Origin of the sequence: Ruegeria sp. (assembly GCF_040830605.1) — a bacterium.
Lineage (GTDB): Bacteria > Pseudomonadota > Alphaproteobacteria > Rhodobacterales > Rhodobacteraceae > Ruegeria.
The window spans coordinates 416987-440355 of sequence record NZ_JBFOMD010000003.1; the positions used below are offsets into that span (position 1 = coordinate 416987).

Here is a 23369-nt window from a genome sequence, read left to right on the forward strand (position 1 = left end):
GCCGCGCCCGTTATTTGTCGCGGTTGCTGAAGCGGTCATAGGCCTTTTCGAGCCCGGTCAGGATCAGGAAGAACCCGATCACCCAGATCAGCAGTTCGAACGGCGCCAATGGTGTGCCGCGCAGCCAACGGCCCAGCAGCCCGCCCTGAGGCCGGAGTTGCTGGATGCCGAACAGCCCCTCGCGCCCCCAGAGGTCGAAGACCCAGAACCGCGAAAGGTAGTACAGGATGGCTGCCGCCAGAAGGGTGATGATCATCCAGAGGATACGCTTGCTCATGGCAGCACCTCGATCGTGTCCGCATCCATCCTGAGCACCAGCAGATCACCATGGCGTTCGACATCCCCCTCAAGCGAGATGAAATTGGCCACGTAGTCATAGGCTGCCTCGGGCAGGGGACCCCCATCCTGATCCACGACCATCAGATATTCCGAGCCCTCGACCGGCTGGCTGGAGACAAAGATCGGCGGAATGTCCCCGATCAGGCATAGATTGGCGCAGGCCTTGTGTGCCAGCCCCCGGCCCGGACGCATGGCTCCGGCCAGGCATTTGCCGTCACAGATTTCACCGGCCAGCCGCCAGCGGCCCAGTGGTTCCACCGGGGGCGGGACGGCGGTACCCTCGGCGGTTTTCAGACCCTGCCCACCGCCGCGCAGCTGCATCATGTCGAGCGATCCGCGCTCAAGGACGACACCCGACGCGGTGACGCGCTGACCCTCAAAAGGTGAGGCCAGCGCGACAACCCCGCGCTTGCCCGGTGCAGCCAGCATCAGGGTGTGTCCTGCTTCGATCCGGTCGTTGCCTTCGGTCACGTGCAGGATGGGATAGGGCAGCATCTCGACCACACCGGTCACTGTCTGGCGGCCATAGTCGAAGCGAAAGGCGCCGTTGCCGGGATCGTCCTGCGAGGCCCCCAGCAGCAGGCCCGCAACGGTCAGGAACGACACGACGAACAGGCCCGCGGCCATTAGGAACGGGCGGAGTTTCTTGGGTGGATTCAGATACCCGACAAAGAACGGTGTCTTGTCCTGTTTCATGCCGGAACCTCCACCGGTTCGACGTAAGTGCCGGGTGGATTGGCGGCGGGATCGACCCAGACCATGCCGTCCCGCACTGTCAGCCGGTAGGTGGGGATCGTCTCGGTGAACGGCGCCGGTGAGCGACCGCTGCGCACATCATACTGAAACCCGTGCCACGGGCAGGTGACCAGACAACGGATGATCTTGCCCTCACCCAGTGGCCCGTTCTGATGCGCGCAGGCGTTCGAGATGGCCGAGAGCTTGTTTTCCATCCGGAACACCGCCACCCGGTCGCTACCCGGCAGAACCGCGATCCGCGCCCGCGCCTCTGGGATGTCCTCGGCCTTGCAGACCGCGATCCAGCCCTGTTCGCCGGGGTTTCCGACCGGATCACCCGCCTTCCGCTCATGCAGGAACGCGGCCAGATGCAACCCCGCCACGGCAAGTGCGGTGATGATGAAGATCCAGGTGAAAAGCTGGTTCTGCTGGTCTTGCAAAATACCTAGGCTGACATGCGCCACGACCGAGGCGTAGGCGACGTAGATCAGGTAATGGATGCGCTTCCAGACCGGCGCCGTCAGAAACTTGAGCCAGAAATCATGGCTGGTCGCGGCAAGGATCAACAGGCACATCAGCGCGAGCAGGCCAAACGCCTCGAACGGAAAGCCCGAGGCTTGGGTATAGCTCGTATTCGCGAACAAAAGTGCCTCGTATTTGTTCGAGGACGAGAAGGCGAAATACCAGTTGAGGATATAGCCGAAATGCGTAATCGCCACGGCGGCGGTCATCACCCCGAAATGGCGGCGGTTGTAGAGCAGGGGCAGAAACCGGCGGTCGAGACGGGCCAGCGGGCCAATGGCCAGGATGACGCTGAGCATCATGAAGGTGCAGGCCCCGAAGGCGCGGGCATTGTGGACTTGCGGGTTGATCGGGCGCTCGTGGCTCAGCAATTCGGGGCTGAGATAGAGAAAGACCGTCAGGAACCCGACGACACCGGCCAGCATGAAGCCGTCATAAATCCACTTGTTCCGATTCCACTGGACGGGGATGTATTTGACGCTCATTGACTGACCTCTCCGAACGCCGTCAGCCTTTGCGGCGCGACATCGGCGGGCCAGTGCTGGCGGACGCTGAGACCCAGAATGATGGTACCCAGCACCACGATGCACAAAACGATAGCGACCAGTCCGTGCGCGGCGCGCACTGGTCGATACCGGCTGTTCGGGTCAAACCGGCCGCTTTCCAGTGTCCACCATCGCCACAGCACCAGAGGCCAGATCAGCAGGATGCCCGGGATCAGAAGGGGGCGAAACACGTAAGCGCCCCGGGCATCCTCATCAATCCGGTCGATCCCAACGGTCAGAAACAGGGCAGCCACAAAACCGCCAGCGATCAGCCAGATCCGGGCCAGCCAGAACAGCCCCTCTGCTGCGTTCATTGCATTCCTCCCTGCTCGGTGCCGGTCAGGCCGAGTAACCCGTCGGTCACCAACCATCGCACCGGATCAAAGCCGTTGGCAACCGCCCCTTTGGGCGCAATCGCCGTTCTGTTACCGCTGGGTCGTTGGTCGTTACCTCTGAGCAGCGCAGGCGCTCAGGTTTTGGTCAGATACGCCACAATCATCTCGGCCACGTCATGGATGATCGAGGCTTCATCCAGATCGGGATCCTCCAGAACCATCTCGATGGCCGAGTTTCCAAGCTCGACCGCCAACCTGAGACGCCGGATCAGTTCCGGCTCGCTCATCCGAGCGGCCAGCCAGGTTTGCGAGGATTTGAGCCCCTCGACCATGGACCAGTGCGACGACAGGCGGATATCGATCAGTTGAGGGGTAGCGTAGAGCGTTCGCATGATGGCAACACCGCCGGGAAAATCGCGGGTGATGCGGACCTGCGCCGCCAGTTGCTCCTCCATATCGGCAACTGTGGGGCGCTTCCCGCCCTTGCGCACGGCGGTCTGGGCAAGATCGGCGTTCTGGGCTGCCATCAGGCGCGTCGCAAGTTCGCACAGCAAGGCGTATTTGTTGGGAAAATAGCGGTAAAGCGCGGGCGGCGTGATCCCGGCCGCCGTGCAGATCTTGTTGGTGGTCAACTCCTCGAACCCGTTCTCCTCCAACAGCTTCGCTGCCGTTGTCAGGATCAGATCGACCGTCTGCCCTGCGCGCTTCTGGGTAGGCCGGGCTCTGGGCTCAAGGTGCTGTGTTCTCATGACATTCCCCAACCGCTTGTGCTTGCTATCCTATGCCATTGACAGGTGCGTGAAAAGATAAATAGTAATTACTATTGTTTTGGGAGAAGCACTGTGAACAGACCTGCCCTGTTGGCGATCTTGGCGAGCATAGTGGTCGTTGACGGCTATCTGATCCTTGGGCCGCGGTTGAGCCTGAGCGCAGGAATCCCCGCACCGTCCGCATCGCAGATCGCCTATGCCGAAAGCGCCGTCCCTGGCGACGATGGGCTGGCGGCGATCTATGACCGCACATGCCGGGCCTGCCACGCAATCCCGGAAGGCGAGGCACCGCTGACCGGTCATGCGGCGGCGTGGCAGGCGCGTCTGGAAGGGCGCGGCCTCGACGCTCTGGTGGCGTCAGTAAAGACAGGGATGGGCACGATGCCCGCCATGGGATTCTGCGCCGATTGCAGTGATGCGGATTTCAAACGGTTGATCGAGTTCATGGCAACGGAGGGCACGTGATGGCGGTTTCAAGACGGCGGGCGCTGCAGATCGGAGCAGGGGCGGGTATCGTGGCCGCCGTGCCTGCGGCCAAATACGCGGCGTGGAGCACCACAGACCGCACCCGAGACGGGTTTCCCAACGCCAAGCCGCCAACCGAAGGCGGGCGAAGCTGGTCGAACTGGTCGGGCAATCAGGTCGCCACCCCACGGCAGATCGCGGCCCCGGGCGATATCGGCGAACTGGCCGATCTGATGAAATCCGCACCCGGCCCGATCCGTCCTGTAGGCAGCGGCCATTCCTTCACCGCCCTGGTGCCCAGCGATGGTACCCTTGTCGATATCGGCAAGCTTGCGGGGCTTATCGAGCATGACACTGACGCACGGACCGCCACGATGGGCGCGGGCACCCGGTTGCGCCACGCCGCGCGACTGTTGGATGAGGTGGGTCTGGGCTTTCACAACCTGCCCGATATCGACGTACAGACATTGGCCGGATCGTTCTCGACCGGCACCCACGGCACCGGCTCGAGCCTCAGCGCGCTGCACGATCACGCCTATGGGCTGACCCTCGTAACGCCTGGCGGAGACGTTCTGGACATCACCCGCGACAGCCATCCGGAGCTTTTTGCCGCCGCCAAGGTCTCGCTGGGTGCTCTGGGGGTGGTCACCAACTATCGGCTGCATTTGCGCGACAGTTATGCGTTGCGCAGGCGCATGTGGGTGGACCCGGTCGACGAGGTTCTGGAACGTGCCGAAGAGCGGTTCCGCACGCACCGAAACTATGAGGTCTATTTTGTCCCCAACGCTCTGCTGGCTGCCGATATCGCCCATGACGAACATACCAGTGAGGTGCAGGGGATTGTGGCGGAAGAAGACGGCAACGAAATGCTCGAAGCGCTGGAAACGGTGCGCGATCATCTGGGCTGGTGGCCGTGGCTGCGGCGCAACGTGCTGGCCGCCGCCTTTCCGCGTGGCCAGATCGAGGATGTCAACGAGGTCTACTGGAAGATGCTCTCGACCACACGCCCACATCGGTTCAACGAGATCGAATATCATCTGCCGATTGAGACCGGGTTCAAGGCCTTTCGCGAGGTTGCGCGGATTCTCGAAAGCAACCCCGCGAATTATTACCCGGTCGAGATCCGCAGAACCGCGCAGGACGATGCCTGGCTGAGCCCGTTCAACGACGCAGAGCGGATGTCGATCGCCGTGCATGCGGCACATCGCGAGGAGTACGGCTATTTCTTCACTGAGATCGAGCCGGTGTTCCGCAAGCACGGAGGTCGTCCGCATTGGGGCAAGTTGCATTCGCTGGGATATGAGGAGCTGCACGCACTCTATCCGCAGTTCGATGAATTCAACGAGCTGCGTCGCGATCTCGACCCCGAGGGCAAGATGCTGAACCCGCACCTGGCGAAACTCTTTGGAGAAACCACCCATGCCTAGACTGTCCCGACGCAGCATCCTGATCGGCGGCGTGGCGCTGGCTGGGGCAGGGGTGGCCGCCAGCCGCCCCGGTGACAACAGTGGGCCGCGCCAGCGCTATTTCACGGAGTTGCAGTCTGCCCTGCACCGCGCAGGCATCGCCACGCCTACGCTGGTCATCGACAAGGTCCGGTTGGACGCCAATATCGACGCGCTCGCGGCCTCGCTTCCACTTGGCATGAGCTATCGCATTGTCACTAAATCCCTGCCGTCGCAACGGCTAATCCGCCACATCGCCACCCGCACCGGGACCGACCGGTTGATGACCTTCAACCTGCCGATGCTGATCGGCCAATCCCGGACCGAGCCTCAAGCCGACCAACTGCTGGGCAAACCGCTGCCTGTCGCAGCGGCGCGGCAGTACCTGAGTGAGGTGCGCAACCCCCAGGCCGTTGCCAATGTGCAATGGCTGATCGACACCCCTGAGCGGTTGGAGCAATACAGTGCGCTGGCCGCCGAAACCAACACCACCCTGCGCATTTCGCTGGAAATCGACGTCGGCCTGCACCGGGGCGGCTTCACGGACCGGGACCGGATCATCGCGGCAGTCAAGGCCATTGACAATGATCCCAACCTCCAGTTCAGCGGGCTGATGGGATATGAGGCGCATGTCTCAGGCCATCCAAACCTGTTCGGCCTGCGAGGCAGGGCGCTGCGGGACAGTTGGAACAGATATCTGGCGGCGCAGGATGCGGTCAGAACTGCGCTGGGGGACGGTTCATTACACGGCAAGGTCCTGAACGCGGCAGGTAGTCCCACGTTCCGCAACTACAGTTCGACCGAAGTGGCCAACGAGGTGGCGGTCGGATCGGCTCTGGTCAAGCCGTCGAAGTTCGACCTCGACCTATTGGACCCGTTCTCGCCCGCCGCTTTCATTGCAGCACCGGTACTCAAGACCTATGAACGCACCGAGCTGCCGCTGACCGGGCTTGAGTTCGTGGGTAAGGCACAGCAGGTCTGGAACCCGAATTCCCGAAAGACCGCCTTCATCTATGGAGGCTACTGGAAGGCAGATCCGGTCGATCCGCCGGGATTGGAGTATAACGGCATCTGGGGCCATTCTTCGAACCAGGAGATGCTCAATGGGGGTGCGCATCTGGACCTCAGGCCGGACGATTTCGTCTTTCTGCAGCCGCAGCAGAGCGAGGCGGTTTTCCTGCAATTCGGCGACATTGCCGTCTATGAGAATGGCGAAATCTCCGAATTTTGGCCTGTTTATGAGGCATCGGCCTGAAATCGCCGAACCACCGGTCGAAAGGGCTTTTGTTCCGCCCTGGTTTGCCGGTATGAGAGCCCAGTCCTAGGTTGCCACCGGGACACCTTAGTTTTCGAAACATATTGGGCAGACAGCCCATTGATCCGAGGTCGCCGCCATGACCAAACCCGCCCCCACCGTGCAGGGCCTGGGCTTTGCCTTTCTGGGCTTTGCCGTCTTTGCCACCCATGACGTCCTGATCAAGACGCTGGGCAACAGTTATTCGATCTTCCAGATCATCTTCTTCGCCACGCTGTTTTCCTTTGTCCCGATGACGGTCACGATGTTGGCGGATCGTAAGGTGGACAATTTCCTACCGCATCACCCGTGGCTGGTGTTGCTGCGGGCCTGTTTGATGATCGCAGGCATGTCCTGCGCGTTCTATGCCTTTGTCACGCTACCGCTGGCGCAGGTCTATTCACTGCTTTTCTCGTTCCCGCTGATCGTCACCGTGCTATCGGTCCCGTTGCTAGGCGAGGTGGTACGGGGACAACGCTGGGCTGCGGTGGGCGTCGGTCTGATCGGCGTTCTGGTGGTCCTGCGTCCCGGGGCGACCGATCTCACTTTGGGCCACCTGGCTGCGCTGACGGCGGCGTCCTGTAGCGCGCTGGCCACGATCCTCGTGCGTAAGATCGGGAGTAAGGAACGCTCGGCGGTGCTGATCCTTTACCCCATGCTGCTTGCGGTGCTGGTGATGGGCATGTTGCAGCCGGCGGTCTATCAACCGACCGAGCTGCTGCATCTGGGCATGATGGCGATGGTCGGGCTGCTGTCCGTCGGCGCCCAGCATCTGGTGATTCTCGCCTACCGCGCCGCACCGGCTGCGGTGATCGCACCGAGCCAGTACAGCCAGATCATTTGGGCCACGATCTTCGGCGCGCTCTTTTTCAACGAGCGTCCGGACATTTACGTAGCAATTGGCGCGGGTATCATCATTGCCTCGGGTATCTTCGTAGTCTGGCGTGAGAGCCGCGAGGATGTGTCGCCGCGCACGCCGGTTCTGAAAGCACCCAACCCGCGGATGGATGCGGGGCCCTCACCCCGGCCAAAACAGCTTGGCCTGCCCGAGGAATAGGTCCGCACCCGCCATGGCGAGGGAAACCGGTCAGAGGGCAGCGTGGCCCCCCAGCCCCTGTTCCTGCGCGAGCCGGGCGGCGACCGAGGCTACAGCCAGATCCTGAAGGCCCACGCCGGTGCCGTCGAACAGGGTGATTTGATCAGGGTTCGTCCGCCCGGCATGATCGCCGTTGATCACCGCGCCGATCGGGGTGATGTCGTCCTGCGAGATCAGGCCCCGCGCCACCGCGTGCTGCGCCTCGCCGATCGAGACCGATTGCGCGACCTCGTCGGTGAACACGGAGGCCTGTGCCAGTAGCGCCGGATCGACCTCTTGCTTGCCTTTGGTATCGGTGCCCATGCAGGCGACATGGGTGCCGGGCTTGATCCAGTCGGCCATCACGAGCGGCTCGAAAGCCGAGGTGATGGTGATGATCACATCCGCCTGCGTGCCGAGTTCTTCGGGGCTCACCGCCTCGAAGGCCAGTTCCAGTTCTTCGGCCACGGCGGCCAGGCGTGGCAGCATCTCGGGATGCGGGTTCCAGGCGACAACCTTATCGAACGCGCGTTGTTCCGCTGCTGCGCGGAGTTGAAAGGCGGATTGGTGCCCGGCGCCAACCATGCCCAACACCTTCGCGTCCCGCCGCGCCAGATGCGCGATGGAGACCGAGGAACTGGCCGCCGTCCGCACCGCTGTCAGATAGTTGCCGCCGACCAGAGCCGATAGCCTGCCAGTGTCAGGATCGAACAGGCAAACGGTGGACTGGTGGTTGGTCAGGCCTTTCTCCATGTTTCCAGGCCAGTAGCCGCCGGACTTAAGGCCCAGCACCTGCCCGGCCCGGTCGAACCCGGATTTAAAGCCGTAGAGTGCATCCGCATGGCCTATCGCCTCGCGGATCACCGGGAAGTTGTAGGCATCTCCGCGCGCCATGGCACCGAAAACGGCCTCGACCGCGTCGAACGCATCCGAGCGCCCGACGACTTGTTCGCAGATATCCTCGCCCACGATCAACACATCACCTGTCTGCATGACACCATCCATTGTCAGTAGGCCTTGCCACGGGCCGAGACCGGCCACAGCGTCTCGACTTTGCCGTTTCGCACGCCGACGTACCAATCGTGCACGTTGCAGGTCGGGTCGCAGTGTCCCGGCACCAGCCGCAGCTTGTCGTTGACCTTGAGCACACCCTGCGGATCGCCGATCACCCCATGCTCGTCCGAGCATTTCAGGTATTCCACGTCGTCGCGGCCAAAGATGAAGGGCAGGCCACTGTCCACCGACTGCGCCTTGAGCCCCGCGTCACAGATCGCCTTGTCCGCCTTGGTGTGGCTCATGACGCTGGTCAGGATGAACAGCGCGTTTTCCCATTCGCCCTGGTCGATCCGCTTGCCGTCCTTGTCCAGAATGCGCCCGTAATCAGCATCCATGAAGGCGTAGGAGCCGCACTGAAGCTCATTGTAAACGCCCGAGTTGCTTTCGAAGTAGTAGGACCCGGTGCCGCCGCCCGAGATCAGTTCCGGCTCTAACCCAGCGCCTTTCAGCCCTTCGACTGCGTCCGCCACCATGACAATCGCAACATCCAGCTTGGCCTTGCGGTCCTCATAGGCGTCCATGTGCTGCATCGCACCCTGATATGCCTGGATGCCGGTGAATTTCAGACCCGGCGCCGCATCAATCGCCTTAGCGATCTCCACGACGTCATTAGTGCTGTTCACGCCACAGCGCCCCGCGCCGCAGTCGATCTCGACAAAACACTCCAACTCGGTGCCATGCTTTCGGGTCGCTGCCGACAAGTCTGCCACGTTGGCGATGTCATCGACGCAGACGATAATCTTGGCACCGGTCTTGGGCAGCCGCGCCAACCGGTCGATCTTGAGCGGATCGCGCACCTGGTTCGAAACCAGAACGTCCTTGATCCCGCCTCGGGCAAACACCTCCGCCTCGGAGACCTTCTGGCAACACACACCAACCGCGCCGCCCAGCTTTTCCTGCAGCTTGGCCACATCGACCGATTTGTGCATCTTGCCATGCACCCGGTGGCGCATCCCATGCGCCTTGGCATATTCGCCCATTTTCCTGATGTTGCGCTCCAGCGCGTCCAGATCGAGGATCAGACAGGGGGTCTGAATCTCGCTCTCATCCATTCCGATGGCGGCGGGGATGTCGAAACCCACTTCCAGCTCGTCCAGTTTCACTTGCGCATTCATGGCCATATCTCCTCAACCCTCATTCCAGGGCAGCTTGCCCAGATCCACATTGCCGCCCGTGACGATCACGCCCACCCGCTTGCCCCGATAGACCTCGGGGTTGCGTAGGATCACCGCCAGCGGCACGGCGCTGGAGGGTTCCATTACGATCTTCATCCGCTGCCAGATCAGCCGCATCGCGTCGACGATCTCCCGCTCTGACGCCGTCTGCACATCGCGCACATGGTTCGAGACAAAGTGCCAGGTGTTCTCTTTCAGCGGCACTTTCAGCCCATCGGCCACGGTCACCGGCGCATCATCGGCGATGATATGCCCGGCCCGGAAGGAGCGCGCTGCATCATCGGCCTGCTCCGGCTCGGCGGCGTAGATCTCGATCTCGGGCGCGAGGTTCGACAGCGTCAGGCAGGTGCCCGACACCATACCACCGCCGCCGATTGGCGCGACCACGGCGTTCAGGCCGGGGGCCTGTTCCAGCAATTCCAGCGAACAGGTGCCCTGTCCGCAGATCACACGGGGGTCGTTATAGGGGTGCACAAACTCGGCCCCGGTCTGTGCCTGCACCTCGGCAAACACCGCTTCACGGCTCGAGGTCGAGGGCTCGCATTCGGTGATGAGCCCGCCATAGCCGCGCACTGCGGCCTTCTTGGCTTCAGGCGCGATGCGGGGCATAACGACGTGGCAGGGGATGTCCCGGCGTCCGGCGGCATAGCTGAGGCTCAGCGCGTGGTTGCCCGAAGAATGGGTGGCCACGCCGCGCACAGCCACCTCATCGTTCAGTCCGAACACCGCATTTGAAGCGCCGCGCACCTTGAAGGCACCCGCCTTCTGAAAGTTCTCGCATTTGAAGAAGAGCTCTGCCCCGGTCAATTCGTTGAGATAGGTCGAGGTCTGGACCGGTGTCCGGTGGATATAGGGTTCGATCCGCGCATGGGCCGCGCGGACATCGTCGATGGTCAGGCTTGCTGCCGCTGTCAGGGCGTCCAACACATGTGCCTCCTTACGCTGCGGATTTGACGGAATTGCCGGGGGCGTGGCGGAAATATTCCTGCGCCGCCGCCACACCGCTGCCCAGCTCGATCGGGTAGTCCAGATCGGCCATCGCCATCTCGATTGTGGCAAGACCGCTCAGCACCATCACATCCGTCAGGCTGCCCAGATGACCGATGCGGAAGGCGCGACCGTTCATCTCGCCCAACCCGATGCCGAAGCTCACGCCATAGGCGTTGAACGCGTGATCGGTGAGCGCATTGCTGTCGAACCCCTCTGGCACATAGATCGCACTGACCGTGTCCGAATAGAGATCCGGCGATTGCGCCACGAGCGGCAGACCCCACGCGCTTGCCGCGCGGCGCACACCCTCGGCCAGCCGGAAATGGCGGGCATAGACATTCTCCAGCCCCTCTTCGAACAACATCTTCAAGCTTTCGCGCATCCCGTAGATCAGTTGCAGCGGCGGGGTGTAGGGGAAACCGCCCGAGGCGTTGGCCCCGGTCATGTCGCGGAAATCGAAGAAGGTGCGCGGCAATTTGGCATTCTCCATCGCGGCCAGCGCCTTGGGACTGACGCCCAGAATGGCCATCCCGGTGGCCAGCATGAAACCCTTCTGCGAGCCCGAGACGACGATATCGACGCCCCAGTCATCCATGCGGAACTCCATCGACGCCAACGAACTGACCGCATCGACGAACAGCATCGCCGGATGGCTGGCGGCATCCATGGCGGCGCGCACAGCGGCGATGTCGCTGCGCACGCCGGTGGCGGTTTCGTTATGGGTGACCAGAACGGCCTTGATCTCGTGGTCCGTATCGGCGCTCAACTCTGCCTCGAACCGATCCGCCGGTGCGCCCGCGCCCCATGGCGTTTCGATGATCTGCACGTCCAGCCCGTGGCGCTGGCAGAGGTCGATCCAGCGATGCGAGAACATGCCATAACGGGCCACCAGCACCCGGTCGCCTGGGCTGAGCGTGTTGCTAACCGCTGCCTCCCATCCGCCGGTGCCGCTGGCCGGAAAAGTGATGACCGTGCCATCGCGCGTGTTCATCACTTTCTTGGTGTCTTCCAACACCGGCGCAAAGGTCTCGACGAAATCCGGCGCTCGATGGTCGCGGGTTTGCACCTGCATCGCCAGGCGCAGCCGGTCCGGGATGTTGGTCGGGCCGGGAATGAAGACTGGGTTCTGATCTGACATGACGGCATCCTTTGTCGCTTGGTCTCAGGATGCGTCTTTGTTGCCCCGCTTGCAATTTTTCTGAAAAATATTTCCGAAAACAAAGTGAAAAATGCAAGCACTTGAAATAATATCTGTTTTTCATTTTCGATTTCTACGCTGATGCAGTTTTGGAAAATTTTTTCTTTGCGCTTTCCCACCAGCAAAAGGCATTGTTGACGTAAGGAGGGCCATCTCATGACGACTCAGAAACGCCAACGCGGACGGCCCAGATCTCCGTTCAGCGAGGGAAACGCCGCCACCCTGCAATCGCTCGATCGGGCATTGGGGCTGCTCGTGGCCGTGGCGCGGGCCGGGCGTTCGACCCTGACCGATCTGTCCCAGGGCCTTGAGATTCCGGCGGCCACGACCCACCGCATCCTGACCACGCTGCAAAAACACGATTTCGTCGCCTTCGACGAGGACACTCAGGAATGGCTGGTTGGGATCGAGGCCTATCGCACCGGATCGGCCTATCTGCGCCGGGCAAGCCTGACCGAGATCGGCCAGCCGATCCTGCGGGCGCTGATGGAGCAGACGGGTGAGACCGCCAATCTTGCGGTGCCTGATGGAGGCGAGGTGGTGTTCATCGGGCAGGTCGAGACTCAGAACCCGATCCGCGCCTTCTTTTCGCCCGGCACCCGGACCCCGATGCATGCCTCCGGGACCGGCAAGGCCATTCTGGCGGCCCTGTCCGAGGACCGGATTCGCAAACTGCTACAGGGCAATGGGCTGACCCCCTTCACGGCAAACACGCTGGCAACCCCGCAGGCGTTATTCGAGGATCTTGCGCGCACCGGTGAACGCGGCTGGTCCTTCGACGCAGACGAACGGCATGAAGGCATGTCTTGCATCGGCAGCGCCATATTCGACGAAAACGGACAGCCCTGCGCAGGTATCTCGATTTCGGGTCCGAGCAGCCGTTTCACGCCCGAGCAGGTGGCGTTGTTTGGCCCGCTGGTGGCGGTCGCGGCGGCTGAAATCACGCGGCTAAGCGGCGGGGCAATTCCGAAACCAACTGGGTGGCAGGACTAGCAATAAATCAGAGCCGCGCGCCATCCGAACCGAAGCTGAAGCATTTGGCCGGGTCATAGTCGATCCCGATCTGCGCGCCCGGTTCGATCTCATATTGCCCAAATGCCCGAGCGGTGAACGGTTTGTCCGCGCCGATATCGATGAGCACATTCGTGTCGCCACCCAGCTTTTCGACGTGGACGACGGTGCCTTTCAGATCACCAGCCTCGCCAAGGCGGGCGTATTCCGGGCGGATGCCCACGAATTCACCGGCAGATCTGCCAATCAGTTCCGCCGGAACCAGGTTCATTGACGGAGAGCCAATGAACTCGGCCACAAACCGGTTGGCCGGATTGTTGTAGAGCTCCATCGGGCTGCCGACCTGTTCCACTCGACCGTCCCGCAAGACCACGATCTTATCAGCCAGCGTCATCGCCTCTGTCTGGTCGTGAGTGACGTAGATCATGCTGGCGCTGAGCTGCCGGTGCAGGTTGGCGATCTCGACCCGGGTGTTCATGCGCAGGGCGGCGTCGAGGTTCGAGAGCGGCTCGTCGAACAGGAACAGTTTCGGGTTGCGCACGATGGCCCGCCCGATGGCAACCCGCTGGCGCTGACCGCCGGACAACTCGGCCGGGCGACGCTCCAGATAAGGGTCCAGCGACAGCATCCGGCCCGCCTCGGCGATCCGGCGCTCGATCTCGTCCTTGGGGTGACCCGCCTGTTTCAGACCCAGTGCCATGTTTCCCTTGACCGTCAGATGCGGATAGAGCGCGTAGGACTGGAACACCATGGCGATACCGCGCTTGGCAGGCGGGGTTTCATTGACCGTTTCACCGTCGATTTCGACAGTGCCCGAGCTTGCATCCTCAAGCCCCGCGATCACCCGCAGCAGGGTGGACTTGCCGCAACCCGAGGGGCCGACAAACACCACGAATTCGCTTTCCTCGACGGTCAGGTCGATATTTTTCAGCACCTCGACCTGGCCGAACGACTTGCACACATTGGTGAGTTTCAGGGCGGTCACGTCATGTCTCCTTCAGGTCGACCGGCTGGCCGGTCCTTATGCTTTCATCGGCGGCCAGACAGATGCGCAGCGATTGCACCGCATCGCTCATATGGCGGGTCAGGTCGATATCCTCGGTGATGGCGCGCAGCATGTAGGCCTGTTCGGCATCGCAGAGCTGCTGATGGCCGGGCTCGCTGTCCATCTCGATCAGTTCGTCGCCCGAGGGGCGATGGACGAGGATACCGCCTACTTTCGTGTGTCCGTCCACATCATCCGAAGCACCCTTGTTGCCTTCGGTGATCGAGACGGCGCCGTTGGGCGAGACGATGTCTTTCACGAAGAACGCGGTCTCGGACATCATCGGTCCCCATCCGGCCTCATACCAGCCGACCGAGCCGTCGGCAAAGATCACCTGAAACTGGCCGTAATTATACATATCCTCGGCAATCTCGTCGGAGAGGCGCAGGCCCATACCATGGACGCGGACGGGCAGGGCGTCAGTGATTTGACACATGACATCGACGTAATGCACGCCGCAATCGACAATGGGAGAGGTGGTCTGCATCAACGCCTTATGCGTCGCCCATGTCGACCCATCAGACTGCTGGTTCAGGTTCAGGCGAAAGACGTAAGGGCCACCCAAACCGCGCGCCTCGTCGATCAGACGCATCCACGAGGGGTGATGGCGCAGGATGTAGCCGATCACCAGTTTGCGGTTGGTCTCGCTGGCCTTGGCAACGACACGGCGGGCGTCATCGACCGTAGTTGCCAGAGGTTTTTCTACGAAAACATGCGCCCCTGTCTCCATCGCGGCGCAGGCGTAGTCCGCATGGCTGTCGGAATAGGTGGCGATCACTGCCAGATCCGGGTTGGTCTGGCCCAGGGCCGCGTGGAAATCGGTGAAAACCGGGTAGCCTTGCAGATCGGGATGCGAGACCTCGCCCGAACGGTTCACCAACCCCACGATCTCGGCGCCCGCGTGATTGTGGTGCGCCAGCGCGTGGCTCAGCCCCATATTGCCCAGACCTGCGATCAGAACGCGGATCATTTCACTGCCCCCGAGGTGATGCCGCGGATCAGTTGCCGCGAGAAGATGACATACAGCACCATGACCGGCAGGATCGCCATGCTGAGCGCGGACAGGACCGCGTTCCAGTCGGTGACGAACTGGCCGATGAAGACCTGGCTGCCCAGCGTCAGGGTTTTGGTTTCCTCTGCAGGCGCAAGGATCAGCGGGAACCACAGGTCGTTCCAAATCGGGATCATGTTAAACACCGCCACCGTCGCCATTGCGGGCCGTACCAAGGGCAGGACGAGGCGGAAGAAGATGGTGTATTCACTCAGCCCGTCGATCCGGCCTGCATTTTTGAGGTCGTCACTGACCTGCCGCATGAACTCGGAGAGGATAAAAACGGCCAGCGGCAAACCTTGCGCCGTGTAGACGAGGATCAGCGCCCAGAGCGTGTTGACCAGCCCGGTCGCCACCATCATCTCAAGGATCGCCACCGTACCGATACGGATCGGGATCATGATTCCAAGCGCCAGATACAGCCCCATCAACGTGTTGCCCCGGAACCGGTATTCGCTCAGCGCAAAGGCGGCCATGGCGCCGAAGAGCAGGATGAAGAACAGCGAAGCGACCGTCACGATCATCGAGTTCTGGAAGTAGAGAAAGAAATCCCCCTGTTTCATCACCGTCTGGTAACCGATCATCGAGAAGCTCTCGGCATCCGGCAGGCTGAGCGGTTCGCGAAAGATCGCCTTGCGGGTCTTGAAGCTGTTAATCAGGATCACAAAGACCGGGAACAGCGCGATCAGCGTATAGAGGATCAGCGCGCCGTGCATGGCGGCGATGTTGAACGGGTTTCTGCGGGCTTTGTTCATGTCTCTCGCCCCTCAGAACTGATACCGGCGGATACGGGTCTGGATCAGGAACAGGTAGATGCAGACGCCGGTCAGGATGATCCCGAACATGCCGGTTGCGATGGCTGACCCCATGTGCGGGTCGCCCAGTTGCAATTGGAAGCCAAAGAAAGTGCGGTACATGAAGGTGCCAAGGATGTCGGTCGAGAAATCCGGCCCCGCCAGCGCGCCCTGTGCTGCATATATCAGGTCGAAAGCGTTGAAGTTGCCCACGAATGTCAGGATCGAGATGATGCCGATGGACGGCAGGATCAGCGGCAGCTTGATCTTCCAGAAGGCGGACATGCCGGTGATGCCCTCGACCTCGGCGGCCTCAAGGATTTCTTCGGGGATCGACAGGAGCGCGGCGTAGATGAGCATCATCGGGATGCCCACGAATTGCCAGACCGAGACCAGCGCCAGCGTAGTCAGCGCATATTCCTCTTTCCCCAACCAAGGCGCGTAAAGCGATTTCAATCCAATCGCCTTGAGCATATCGGGCGCGATACCCCAGATCGGTGACAGGATGAGCTTCCACGCGAAACCTACTATAACAAAAGAGAGAATCGTCGGGATGAAGATCGCCGACCGATAAAAGGCGGCAAAGCGCAGACGTGGGTGGCTGAGGATCGCGGCCAGCGCGATACCGATCGGGTTCTGCACCAGCATGTGGATAAAGAAGAACCAGAAGTTGTTGCCAAGCGCATTCCAGAACGCCCCGGACCAAAGCGGATCGCCGAACAGCGTGCGGAAGTTGTCCAGCCCGACAAAGACGCGCGTCTGTTCAACCTCGGTGTAAAGAGCCAGCCGCAACGTGTTGAAAAGCGGGAAGATCATCACAGCCGTGTAGACCAGCACCGCAGGTGCCAGAAACACGACGATATGCCATCTGATACGGCCCTTGCCCATGATTCCATCCCGGTGGTTTAAAGACGCCCTGGGCAACGTCTGCCCAGGGCCAGGTTACGTGAGTGGTCGTTGTTATTTCTGCGGCTCGTACCAGCTGGCCAGACCATCCTGCAGGCGCTTGCCTGCATCCTCGGGGGTCTCGGCACCCTTGATCACCTGAGCCGAGGCGTTCCAGGTCTCATTTTCCAGGTTCGGTGTGCCGCGCGACAGGATCTGATAGGTCGAGCGGATGGTCGATCCGCACTCGCCGCGCCAGCTGACGAATTCCTGCGCCAGCGGGTCGTCCATCGCCACGTCGAAGCTCGACAGCGAGAAGAAGCCGGGCAGGGCGTTGGCATAGATCGTAGCGAACTCTTCCGAGCCGACCCAGTCGAGGAACGTCCGTGCCGCCTCGGCATTGGGCGAGGCCGCGTTCAGGCCGATGGCGATGTCGGTATGGTCCGAAATATAACAGCCATCACCTTCGTTTGGCACCGGCGGTTTGAACGCGCCCATCTCGAAATCGGCCAGATTGTTGAAGCCGCTGATCTCCCAGCTGCCCGCCGGGTAGATGGCGGCGCGACCCAGTGTGAACAGATTCTGACTGTCGGGATAGGTCTGCGCCTCGTACCCGTCGCCCAGATAGGCGCCCCATTTTGCGAGTTGGCGATAAGGGGCCACCCATGGCTCATCCGTCAGCTTCTGCGAGCCTTCGATCAGGGCCAGACGGCCTTCTTCGCCCTTCCAGTAGTTCGGGCCGATATTGTTGTAACCCATGGTGGCCGCTTCCCACTGGTCATTGGTGCCCATGGCCATCGGGATATAGCTGCCATCCTCTTTGATCTTGTCGAGCACTTCGAAGAACTGCGCCTCGGTTTCCGGCACCGACAGGCCCAGCTCCTCGAACGCGTCCTTGTTGTAGATGAAGCCATGGATCACCGAAGCCATCGGCACGCAGAAGGTGGCCGCACCGTCATCGGTCTGCCAGGCGGATTTGGCCACGTCCGAGAAATTGGCCATGCCGCCCAGATCCGACAGGTCGGCCAGATGCCCGGCCTCGTAAAGCCCCAGAGAGGTATCGAACGGACGGCAGGTGATCAGATCCCCGGCCGAGCCCGCATCCAGCTTCGCATTCAGCACCGCGTTATATTCCGCCGGGGCCGAGGGGGTGAATTTCACCTTGATATCCGGGTTTTGGGCCTCAAACGCCGGAATGATCTTTTCCTGCCACAGTGTCAGGTCGTCATTGCGCCAGCTTTCAATGGTCAGCGTGGTTTCGGCATGGGCCGCCCCGCCCAGTGCGGTTGAGACCAGCAGTATCGCGCTCAGTGTTTTCCGGTTCATGTGTCTTCTCTCCCTATTGATACAAATTCCGGTTCAAAGCTGCTTCAAAGCTGGCCGCAGGTGCCCGCCCGATTGTTCCAGCAGGCGTCGCGCCTGCGCAGTGTTCTGTGCTCCTGACGCCAGCAAGATCGCCTGCTTGACGTCACCTGCCGCCCGTTCCAACACATCGCGGGCCACAGTCTCCGAGACGCCGGTGATTTTCCGGACGATCCCTTCCGCGCGGCCCCGCAGTTTTCGATTGTCCGCAATCACGTTGACCATCAGCCCATCATGCACGTGACCCAGCCGGATCCCCATCAGCGTGGACATCATATTGAGCGCCGCCTTTTGTGCCGTGGCCGCGCCCATACGGGTGGACCCGGCGATGATTTCGGGTGGAGTATCCAGATGAATGGCGCAGGTGGCGTGATCGAAAAGCGCGGCGTCGGCGTTGTTTGCGATACAAACGGTCTGGGCCCCTGCGGCACGTGCCATTTGCGCGAACTTCACCGGATAGGGTGTTGATCCACTTGCGGAAATGGCAATCACGGTATCACCGGATTTCACCTGCAACGCAGCATCCTGTGCTTCTTCAGTATCGTCTTCAGTATGCCCAGGCATCTCGGCACTGGTGGGTACGCCACCCGCCATGCAGATCGCGATGCAATCCGGCGACAGGCCGTATGTCCCGGGCAGCTCTGCTCCATCCGCCAGTCCCATCAGGCCCGACGACCCCGCCGCGGCATAATGGATGCGCCCGCCGGCCCGGATTGCCTCGGCAAGCAGGTTTGCAGCAGCAGAGATCTGCGGCAGGCATGCATCGAGCGCAGCCAGAGCGGCCTGCTGGCCCGCCAACAGGCGCTCCAGTATTTCGGTGTCCGGGCGTAGGTCCAGCCCCACGGCCTCATCACGCAGCGTTTCGGTTTGCGGCAGCACTTGCGGCGTCATGTGATTCCCCTTTGGCTCTAGATTTAATACCTATATAATACCTTTTGTCTACCTTTTGTTTGTGATTGGGTTGAAATCCGCCAAGTTAGCCGATTTTTTAGCTGGCAAGGCCGTAAAGGTCTTTTTTTGATCCAAAAGGTATTATATAGGTATCTATATGGTTGAGTCTCACCCATATCTGATGGCAATCGACGGCGGCGGAACTTCCTGCCGGTTTGCCCTGCAAACCCCGACGGGACGGCAGGACGTAAAGCTTGGGAGCGCCAATGTCTTCACCAATCGCGAGCGCGCGGTGCAAACGCTGCTGGATGGGATGATGAAGATATTACTGCGCGCTGGCCTGCAGCCGTCGATGTTGCCGGACATCCCGGTTTACGCTGGGCTAGCGGGCGTAACTGATCAGGACACCGCGCACCAGGTTGCAGCCCGGCTGCCCGCGCGCATCATTGAGATTGAGGATGACCGCCGCTCAGCCGTCGTGGGAGCGCTTGAGGACCGAAACGGGTGCCTGATCGGGATAGGAACGGGGTCGTTTCTGGCCCGTCAGGCCTCGGGTGCGATCCAGTTCGCCGGCGGGTATGGACCGATTGTCGGGGATGAGGCGTCTGGCAATTGGCTAGGGCTGGGGCTGCTCCGGCGGGCCTTGCTGGTGCTGGACGGCGCGATGCCGGCCAGCCCACTTGTCACGGCCTGTCTCGAGCGGTTCGAAAATGACGCCGCGCGTGTCGTGGCATTTTCCGGCACTGCCCGGCCCGCCGACTTCGCGAAGTTTGCCCCCGAGGTCATCGAGGCAGCCCGAAATGGCGACAGTGTGGGGCAAGAGTTGATGCAAACCGGGGCACAATACATCGAAACCGGGCTGCGCGCGCTCGGATACGAGGATGGCGAACCGGTTTGTGCCGTCGGCGGCGTTGCAGCGCATTACGCGGACTATCTGCCACCCAGTATGGCACTGACCGAGCCGCTCGGCACCGCGCTGGACGGCGCGCTGGAACTGGCTCGCAGGCTGGCGGAACGCAGCAATCGAGGGGTGGCATGACAACCAACACCATCGAGAGTTTCCTGAAGTCAGGTAGTTGGATGCAGGATGCCGCCGGCCCGCGCTATGTGCGGTTGCGCAAGCGGATCGAGGAAAGCATCGAGCAAGGCCTGCTCGCCGAAAGTGCCCCTCTGCCCGCCGAGCGCGAGATTGCCAGCCTCACCGGCCTGTCCCGCGTCACCGTGCGCCGGGCGATGCAGGATCTGGTCGACAGGGGCATCATCGTGCAGCGGCAGGGATCGGGCAGCTTTGTCTCGGACGGAACGCCGAAAGTTGAGCAATCACTGTCCCGCCTGACCTCGTTTACCGAGGACATGGTGCGGCGCGGCCTGAGCTCCTCCAGTGAGTGGCTGGAGCGCGGCATCCATGTCCCGTCTCCGGAGGAGGTGATGGCACTGGCCCTCTCATCAGGCGAGTCCGTCGCCCGCATCGCCCGGCTGCGCCGCGCCAACGACAAGCCGATGGCGATCGAGCGCGCCTCGCTGCCCACCGACATCCTGCCGAACCCGCAACTAGTCGATACCTCGCTCTATGAAGTGCTCGAACGTGACGGCAACCGCCCGGTGCGGGCGCTGCAACGGATCTCGGCTATCAACCTCGAGGAAGAAGACGCCACGCTCTTGGGCGTCGAGTCTGGTGCTGCCGGTCTGCGGATCGTGCGCACCTCGTACCTGCCGAACCGGCGGGTTGTCGAATTCACCCGTTCCATCTATCGCGGCGACGCCTACGACTTTGTGGCGGAACTGCGCTTGGGCAACAGCTAGGACCAAACATGCAGACCCAAATCACCCGGATGCGTCGCGAGATTGATGAGATCCCAGACGCCGTCGACCGATTGCTCAGCCGGTGCGAGAATGACATTGCCGCCGTCGCGGATGCGGCCCGGGCGCTTGATCCGGTGTTCATCATGACCGTGGCGCGCGGCTCGTCCGACCATGTGTGCACCTATCTGAAATACGCCTCGGAAATCCTGATGGGGGTGCCGGTGGCATCGGTCGGACCATCGGTGGCCTCGATCTACGACTCGACGCTGAAATTGCAGCAGGGGCTGTGCCTCTCGGTATCCCAGTCAGGCAAAAGCCCCGATATCGTCGCCATGGCGCGCAACGCGGGGCGGGACGGGGCGATGACATTGGCCCTGACCAACGATGCGGAATCGCCACTGGCCGAGGCAAGCGCACATACCATCAACATCCAGGCCGGGCCTGAATTGAGTGTCGCAGCCACCAAAACCTTCGTCACCTCCGCCGTGGCGGGCCTGTGGCTGCTGGCGGAATGGGATCGCAATCAAACCCTGATTGCAGCCATTCGCGCTCTGCCGCAGCAGTTGGAGGCAGCCACCTGCATCGATTGGCCCGAGGTGCGGGAGGCCATCGGCGCCCGCTCATCCCTGTTCACACTGGGCCGGGGGCAGGCGCTGGCCGTATCCAACGAGGCGGCGCTGAAATTCAAGGAGACGTGTCAGTTGCACGCTGAGAGCTATTCCTCTGCTGAAGTGCTGCATGGCCCGGTGTCGATTGTCGAAGAGGGGTTCCCGGTTCTCAGCTTTGCCGCCGCCGATGCGGCCGAACAGGCCTTGACCGATATCGCCGACCAGATCAGCACAAAGGGCGCAAAGGTCTTCGCAACCACGGACAAGGTCCAAAGTGCCGCCTGCATTGACCATGTTCGCACTGGCCACCCGCTTACCGATCCGCTTAGTTTGATTGTATCCTTCTACTCCATGGTCGAGGCGTTCGCCGCATCGCGGGGAATAGACCCGGATGCGCCGCGCCATCTGAACAAGGTGACGGAAACGGTATGAAAGACGCGCTGAAGGCCATCACCGGAGCTGATATTCTGACGCCGGACGGGGTGCGCCCGGAATGTGCGCTGCTGTATCGAGCCGACCGGATCGAAGCGGTCATGCCTGAGGCAGAGATGCCCGCGGATACCAGAATTACCCATCTGGACGGAGGGATGCTGGCACCCGGTTTTGTGGACCTCCAGGTCAACGGTGGCGGCGGCGTGATGTTCAACAACGCGCCGGAACTGTCTACGTTAAGGCGGATGGCCGAAGCACACGCGCATATCGGCGCTACGTCGATCCTGCCGACGCTGATCACGGACACCCCTGATGTCGTATCACGCGCCATCGACGCCACGGTGCAAGCGATTTCCGAAGGCGTAGCAGGCATCGCGGGCCTGCACCTGGAAGGCCCCCACCTCTCTCACAAGCGCAAAGGGGCGCATGACGACACCCTGATCCGGCCAATGGAGGATGCCGATCTTACCCAGTTGCTTGACGCCGCAGAGCGACTGCCGGTGCTGAAAGTCACGGTTGCCCCGGAAAGTGTGTCGCCAGCGCAGATCGAAGCGCTGAAAGAGGCAGGGGTTCTGGTGTCGCTGGGCCATACGGATGCGACATTCGAAGATTGCCAGGCGGCGGTCTCAGCCGGGGCGCGCTGCGTCACGCATCTGTTCAACGCGCAAAGCCAGATGGGAAATCGCGAGCCCGGCGTCGTTGGTGCGGTGCTGGCGCTTGGCGAGTTGTCTGCGGGGCTTATCGCAGATGGGATACACGTCCACGCCGCTTCGCTGCGAAATGCTCTGTGCGCCAAGGCGGGGCCCGGCAGGATTTTCCTAGTCAGCGATGCTATGGCGACTGCAGGATCGGACATCGCCACATTCCGATTGAATAGCCGCGAAATTCGCCGTCGGGGGGATCGCCTGACACTCACGGATGGCACGCTGGCTGGCGCACATCTTGAGTTGATCTCCGCAGTCCATAACGTGGCCGGGATGGCGGATTTGCCAATCGAAGCGGCTCTGGACATGGCGACGCGCATTCCCGCCGACCTGATCGGACAAAGTCACCTCGGGCGTCTGGAGCCCGGCGCGCAGGCCGATTTTCTGCATCTGTGCCAATCAAAAGACCTGCTCAGGGTTTGGCAACTGGGTGAAGTCCGGTTTGCCGCCGGCGGTGCGTCCCATCACTAGACCCCCATCACCGTCTTATCCGATATCCACGAACAGATCGCCCCCCTCGACCCGCACCGGATAGGTCTTGAGGTTGACGCAGACCGGAGAGCGTTTCGCCTCACCCGTGCGGTAGTCGAACTGGCCGTTATGCATCGGGCATTCCACGATGTAATCGATCACCAACCCGTTCTCGAGATGCACCTCTTCGTGGGTGCACAGGCCGTCAGTACAAAAAAACTTGTCATCCGGACTTCGATATATCGCAAAGGTGCGTTCGCCGTGGTCGAAGCGGATCAGGTCTTCGGTCTCGATATCGTCTGGGGCGCAAACGCGTATCCAGTTGCTCATGCGGGTCTTTCGCCATTGCATCGGCCTGTTCAGACAGA

25 protein-coding genes are annotated in these 23369 nt (G+C 61.6%); 9 read left to right on the forward strand and 16 right to left on the reverse strand.

The window, feature by feature from the left end; translation table 11 throughout:
- Positions 1-10: 10 nt before the first annotated feature.
- The 5 genes from AB3N21_RS05935 to AB3N21_RS05955 all read right to left on the reverse strand — a co-directional run bounded on the left by AB3N21_RS05935 (position 11) and on the right by AB3N21_RS05955 (position 3225).
- Positions 11-277, reverse strand: a complete 267-nt coding sequence (locus tag AB3N21_RS05935) for a hypothetical protein (protein WP_367934341.1) — start codon at positions 275-277, stop codon at positions 11-13.
- Positions 274-1035 carry a hypothetical protein gene (locus tag AB3N21_RS05940; RefSeq protein ID WP_367934342.1) on the reverse strand — a complete coding sequence of 254 codons (762 nt, stop codon included), beginning with the start codon at positions 1033-1035 and terminating at the stop codon, positions 274-276. Before AB3N21_RS05940 ends, AB3N21_RS05935 begins: the two co-directional genes overlap by 4 nt.
- Complete coding sequence (locus tag AB3N21_RS05945) at positions 1032-2081, reverse strand: Rieske 2Fe-2S domain-containing protein (protein WP_367934343.1); 1050 nt, start codon at positions 2079-2081, stop codon at positions 1032-1034. Before AB3N21_RS05945 ends, AB3N21_RS05940 begins: the two co-directional genes overlap by 4 nt.
- Positions 2078-2455, reverse strand: a complete 378-nt coding sequence (locus AB3N21_RS05950) for a hypothetical protein (RefSeq protein WP_367934344.1) — start codon at positions 2453-2455, stop codon at positions 2078-2080. The genes AB3N21_RS05945 and AB3N21_RS05950 overlap by 4 nt, the downstream gene beginning before the upstream one ends.
- Before the next feature lie 155 nt (positions 2456-2610).
- Positions 2611-3225, reverse strand: a complete 615-nt coding sequence (locus AB3N21_RS05955) for a TetR/AcrR family transcriptional regulator (protein ID WP_367934345.1) — start codon at positions 3223-3225, stop codon at positions 2611-2613.
- A gap of 93 nt (positions 3226-3318) precedes the next feature.
- Here AB3N21_RS05955 and AB3N21_RS05960 point away from each other — a divergent pair, with 93 nt between their 5' ends.
- The 4 genes from AB3N21_RS05960 (at position 3319) to AB3N21_RS05975 (ending at position 7507) form a co-directional block, all read left to right on the forward strand.
- A complete protein-coding gene (locus AB3N21_RS05960) occupies positions 3319-3711 on the forward strand; it encodes a cytochrome c5 family protein (RefSeq protein WP_367934346.1) in 393 nt (130 codons plus the stop codon).
- Positions 3711-5138 carry a D-arabinono-1,4-lactone oxidase gene (locus AB3N21_RS05965; RefSeq protein WP_367934347.1) on the forward strand — a complete coding sequence of 476 codons (1428 nt, stop codon included), beginning with the start codon at positions 3711-3713 and terminating at the stop codon, positions 5136-5138. The genes AB3N21_RS05960 and AB3N21_RS05965 overlap by 1 nt, the downstream gene beginning before the upstream one ends.
- Positions 5131-6411: an alanine racemase gene (locus AB3N21_RS05970; protein WP_367934348.1), complete on the forward strand. Its 1281-nt coding sequence runs from the start codon at positions 5131-5133 to the stop codon at positions 6409-6411. The genes AB3N21_RS05965 and AB3N21_RS05970 overlap by 8 nt, the downstream gene beginning before the upstream one ends.
- Positions 6412-6550: 139 nt before the next feature.
- Complete coding sequence (locus tag AB3N21_RS05975; RefSeq protein WP_367934349.1) at positions 6551-7507, forward strand: DMT family transporter; 957 nt, start codon at positions 6551-6553, stop codon at positions 7505-7507.
- Between the two features lie 30 nt (positions 7508-7537).
- On the opposite strand, the gene bhcD is transcribed toward AB3N21_RS05975, so the two are convergent.
- Genes bhcD through bhcA form a run of 4 tightly spaced genes read right to left on the reverse strand, consistent with a single transcriptional unit; the run spans position 7538 to position 11884 of the window.
- On the reverse strand, positions 7538-8518 hold the full coding sequence (gene bhcD / locus AB3N21_RS05980) for an iminosuccinate reductase BhcD (RefSeq protein WP_367934350.1): 981 nt from the start codon (positions 8516-8518) through the stop codon (positions 7538-7540).
- A 14-nt stretch (positions 8519-8532) separates the two neighbouring features.
- Complete coding sequence (gene bhcC / locus AB3N21_RS05985; protein WP_367934351.1) at positions 8533-9696, reverse strand: 3-hydroxy-D-aspartate aldolase BhcC; 1164 nt, start codon at positions 9694-9696, stop codon at positions 8533-8535.
- 12 nt (positions 9697-9708) lie between these two features.
- Positions 9709-10683 carry a beta-hydroxyaspartate dehydratase BhcB gene (gene bhcB, locus AB3N21_RS05990; RefSeq protein WP_367934352.1) on the reverse strand — a complete coding sequence of 325 codons (975 nt, stop codon included), beginning with the start codon at positions 10681-10683 and terminating at the stop codon, positions 9709-9711.
- Positions 10684-10693: 10 nt separating this feature from the next.
- Positions 10694-11884, reverse strand: coding sequence for an L-aspartate--glyoxylate aminotransferase BhcA (gene bhcA, locus AB3N21_RS05995; RefSeq protein WP_367934353.1), 1191 nt, complete (start codon positions 11882-11884; stop codon positions 10694-10696).
- A gap of 216 nt (positions 11885-12100) precedes the next feature.
- Here bhcA and AB3N21_RS06000 point away from each other — a divergent pair, with 216 nt between their 5' ends.
- Entirely contained in the window at positions 12101-12937 is an 837-nt protein-coding gene (locus tag AB3N21_RS06000) for an IclR family transcriptional regulator (RefSeq protein ID WP_367934354.1), read from the forward strand.
- Positions 12938-12944: 7 nt separating this feature from the next.
- On the opposite strand, the gene AB3N21_RS06005 is transcribed toward AB3N21_RS06000, so the two are convergent.
- The 6 genes from AB3N21_RS06005 to AB3N21_RS06030 form a co-directional block, all read right to left on the reverse strand.
- A complete protein-coding gene (locus tag AB3N21_RS06005; protein ID WP_367934355.1) occupies positions 12945-13940 on the reverse strand; it encodes an ABC transporter ATP-binding protein in 996 nt (331 codons plus the stop codon).
- A 1-nt stretch (position 13941) separates the two neighbouring features.
- Positions 13942-14970: a Gfo/Idh/MocA family protein gene (locus AB3N21_RS06010; RefSeq protein ID WP_367934356.1), complete on the reverse strand. Its 1029-nt coding sequence runs from the start codon at positions 14968-14970 to the stop codon at positions 13942-13944.
- Positions 14967-15806, reverse strand: a complete 840-nt coding sequence (locus AB3N21_RS06015) for a carbohydrate ABC transporter permease (protein WP_367934357.1) — start codon at positions 15804-15806, stop codon at positions 14967-14969. The genes AB3N21_RS06010 and AB3N21_RS06015 overlap by 4 nt, the downstream gene beginning before the upstream one ends.
- 12 nt (positions 15807-15818) lie before the next feature.
- Positions 15819-16733: a carbohydrate ABC transporter permease gene (locus AB3N21_RS06020; protein WP_367934358.1), complete on the reverse strand. Its 915-nt coding sequence runs from the start codon at positions 16731-16733 to the stop codon at positions 15819-15821.
- A 72-nt stretch (positions 16734-16805) separates the two neighbouring features.
- Complete coding sequence (locus AB3N21_RS06025) at positions 16806-18056, reverse strand: ABC transporter substrate-binding protein (RefSeq protein ID WP_367934359.1); 1251 nt, start codon at positions 18054-18056, stop codon at positions 16806-16808.
- Positions 18057-18089: 33 nt separating this feature from the next.
- Positions 18090-18983 carry an N-acetylmuramic acid 6-phosphate etherase gene (locus AB3N21_RS06030; protein WP_367934360.1) on the reverse strand — a complete coding sequence of 298 codons (894 nt, stop codon included), beginning with the start codon at positions 18981-18983 and terminating at the stop codon, positions 18090-18092.
- A gap of 157 nt (positions 18984-19140) precedes the next feature.
- Between AB3N21_RS06030 and AB3N21_RS06035 the strand changes: the two genes are divergently transcribed.
- The 4 genes from AB3N21_RS06035 to nagA are packed head-to-tail and all read left to right on the forward strand — an operon-like array spanning position 19141 to position 23001.
- On the forward strand, positions 19141-20022 hold the full coding sequence (locus AB3N21_RS06035) for a BadF/BadG/BcrA/BcrD ATPase family protein (RefSeq protein WP_367934361.1): 882 nt from the start codon (positions 19141-19143) through the stop codon (positions 20020-20022).
- On the forward strand, positions 20019-20786 hold the full coding sequence (locus tag AB3N21_RS06040; protein WP_367934362.1) for a GntR family transcriptional regulator: 768 nt from the start codon (positions 20019-20021) through the stop codon (positions 20784-20786). Before AB3N21_RS06035 ends, AB3N21_RS06040 begins: the two co-directional genes overlap by 4 nt.
- An 8-nt stretch (positions 20787-20794) precedes the next feature.
- Positions 20795-21826: an SIS domain-containing protein gene (locus AB3N21_RS06045; RefSeq protein WP_367934363.1), complete on the forward strand. Its 1032-nt coding sequence runs from the start codon at positions 20795-20797 to the stop codon at positions 21824-21826.
- The gene (gene nagA / locus AB3N21_RS06050) at positions 21823-23001 is read left to right on the forward strand and encodes an N-acetylglucosamine-6-phosphate deacetylase (protein WP_367934364.1); all 1179 of its coding nucleotides are present in this window, start codon (positions 21823-21825) and stop codon (positions 22999-23001) included. Before AB3N21_RS06045 ends, nagA begins: the two co-directional genes overlap by 4 nt.
- 15 nt (positions 23002-23016) lie before the next feature.
- On the opposite strand, the gene AB3N21_RS06055 is transcribed toward nagA, so the two are convergent.
- Positions 23017-23331 carry a MocE family 2Fe-2S type ferredoxin gene (locus AB3N21_RS06055; protein ID WP_367934365.1) on the reverse strand — a complete coding sequence of 105 codons (315 nt, stop codon included), beginning with the start codon at positions 23329-23331 and terminating at the stop codon, positions 23017-23019.
- Positions 23332-23369: the final 38 nt, after the last annotated feature.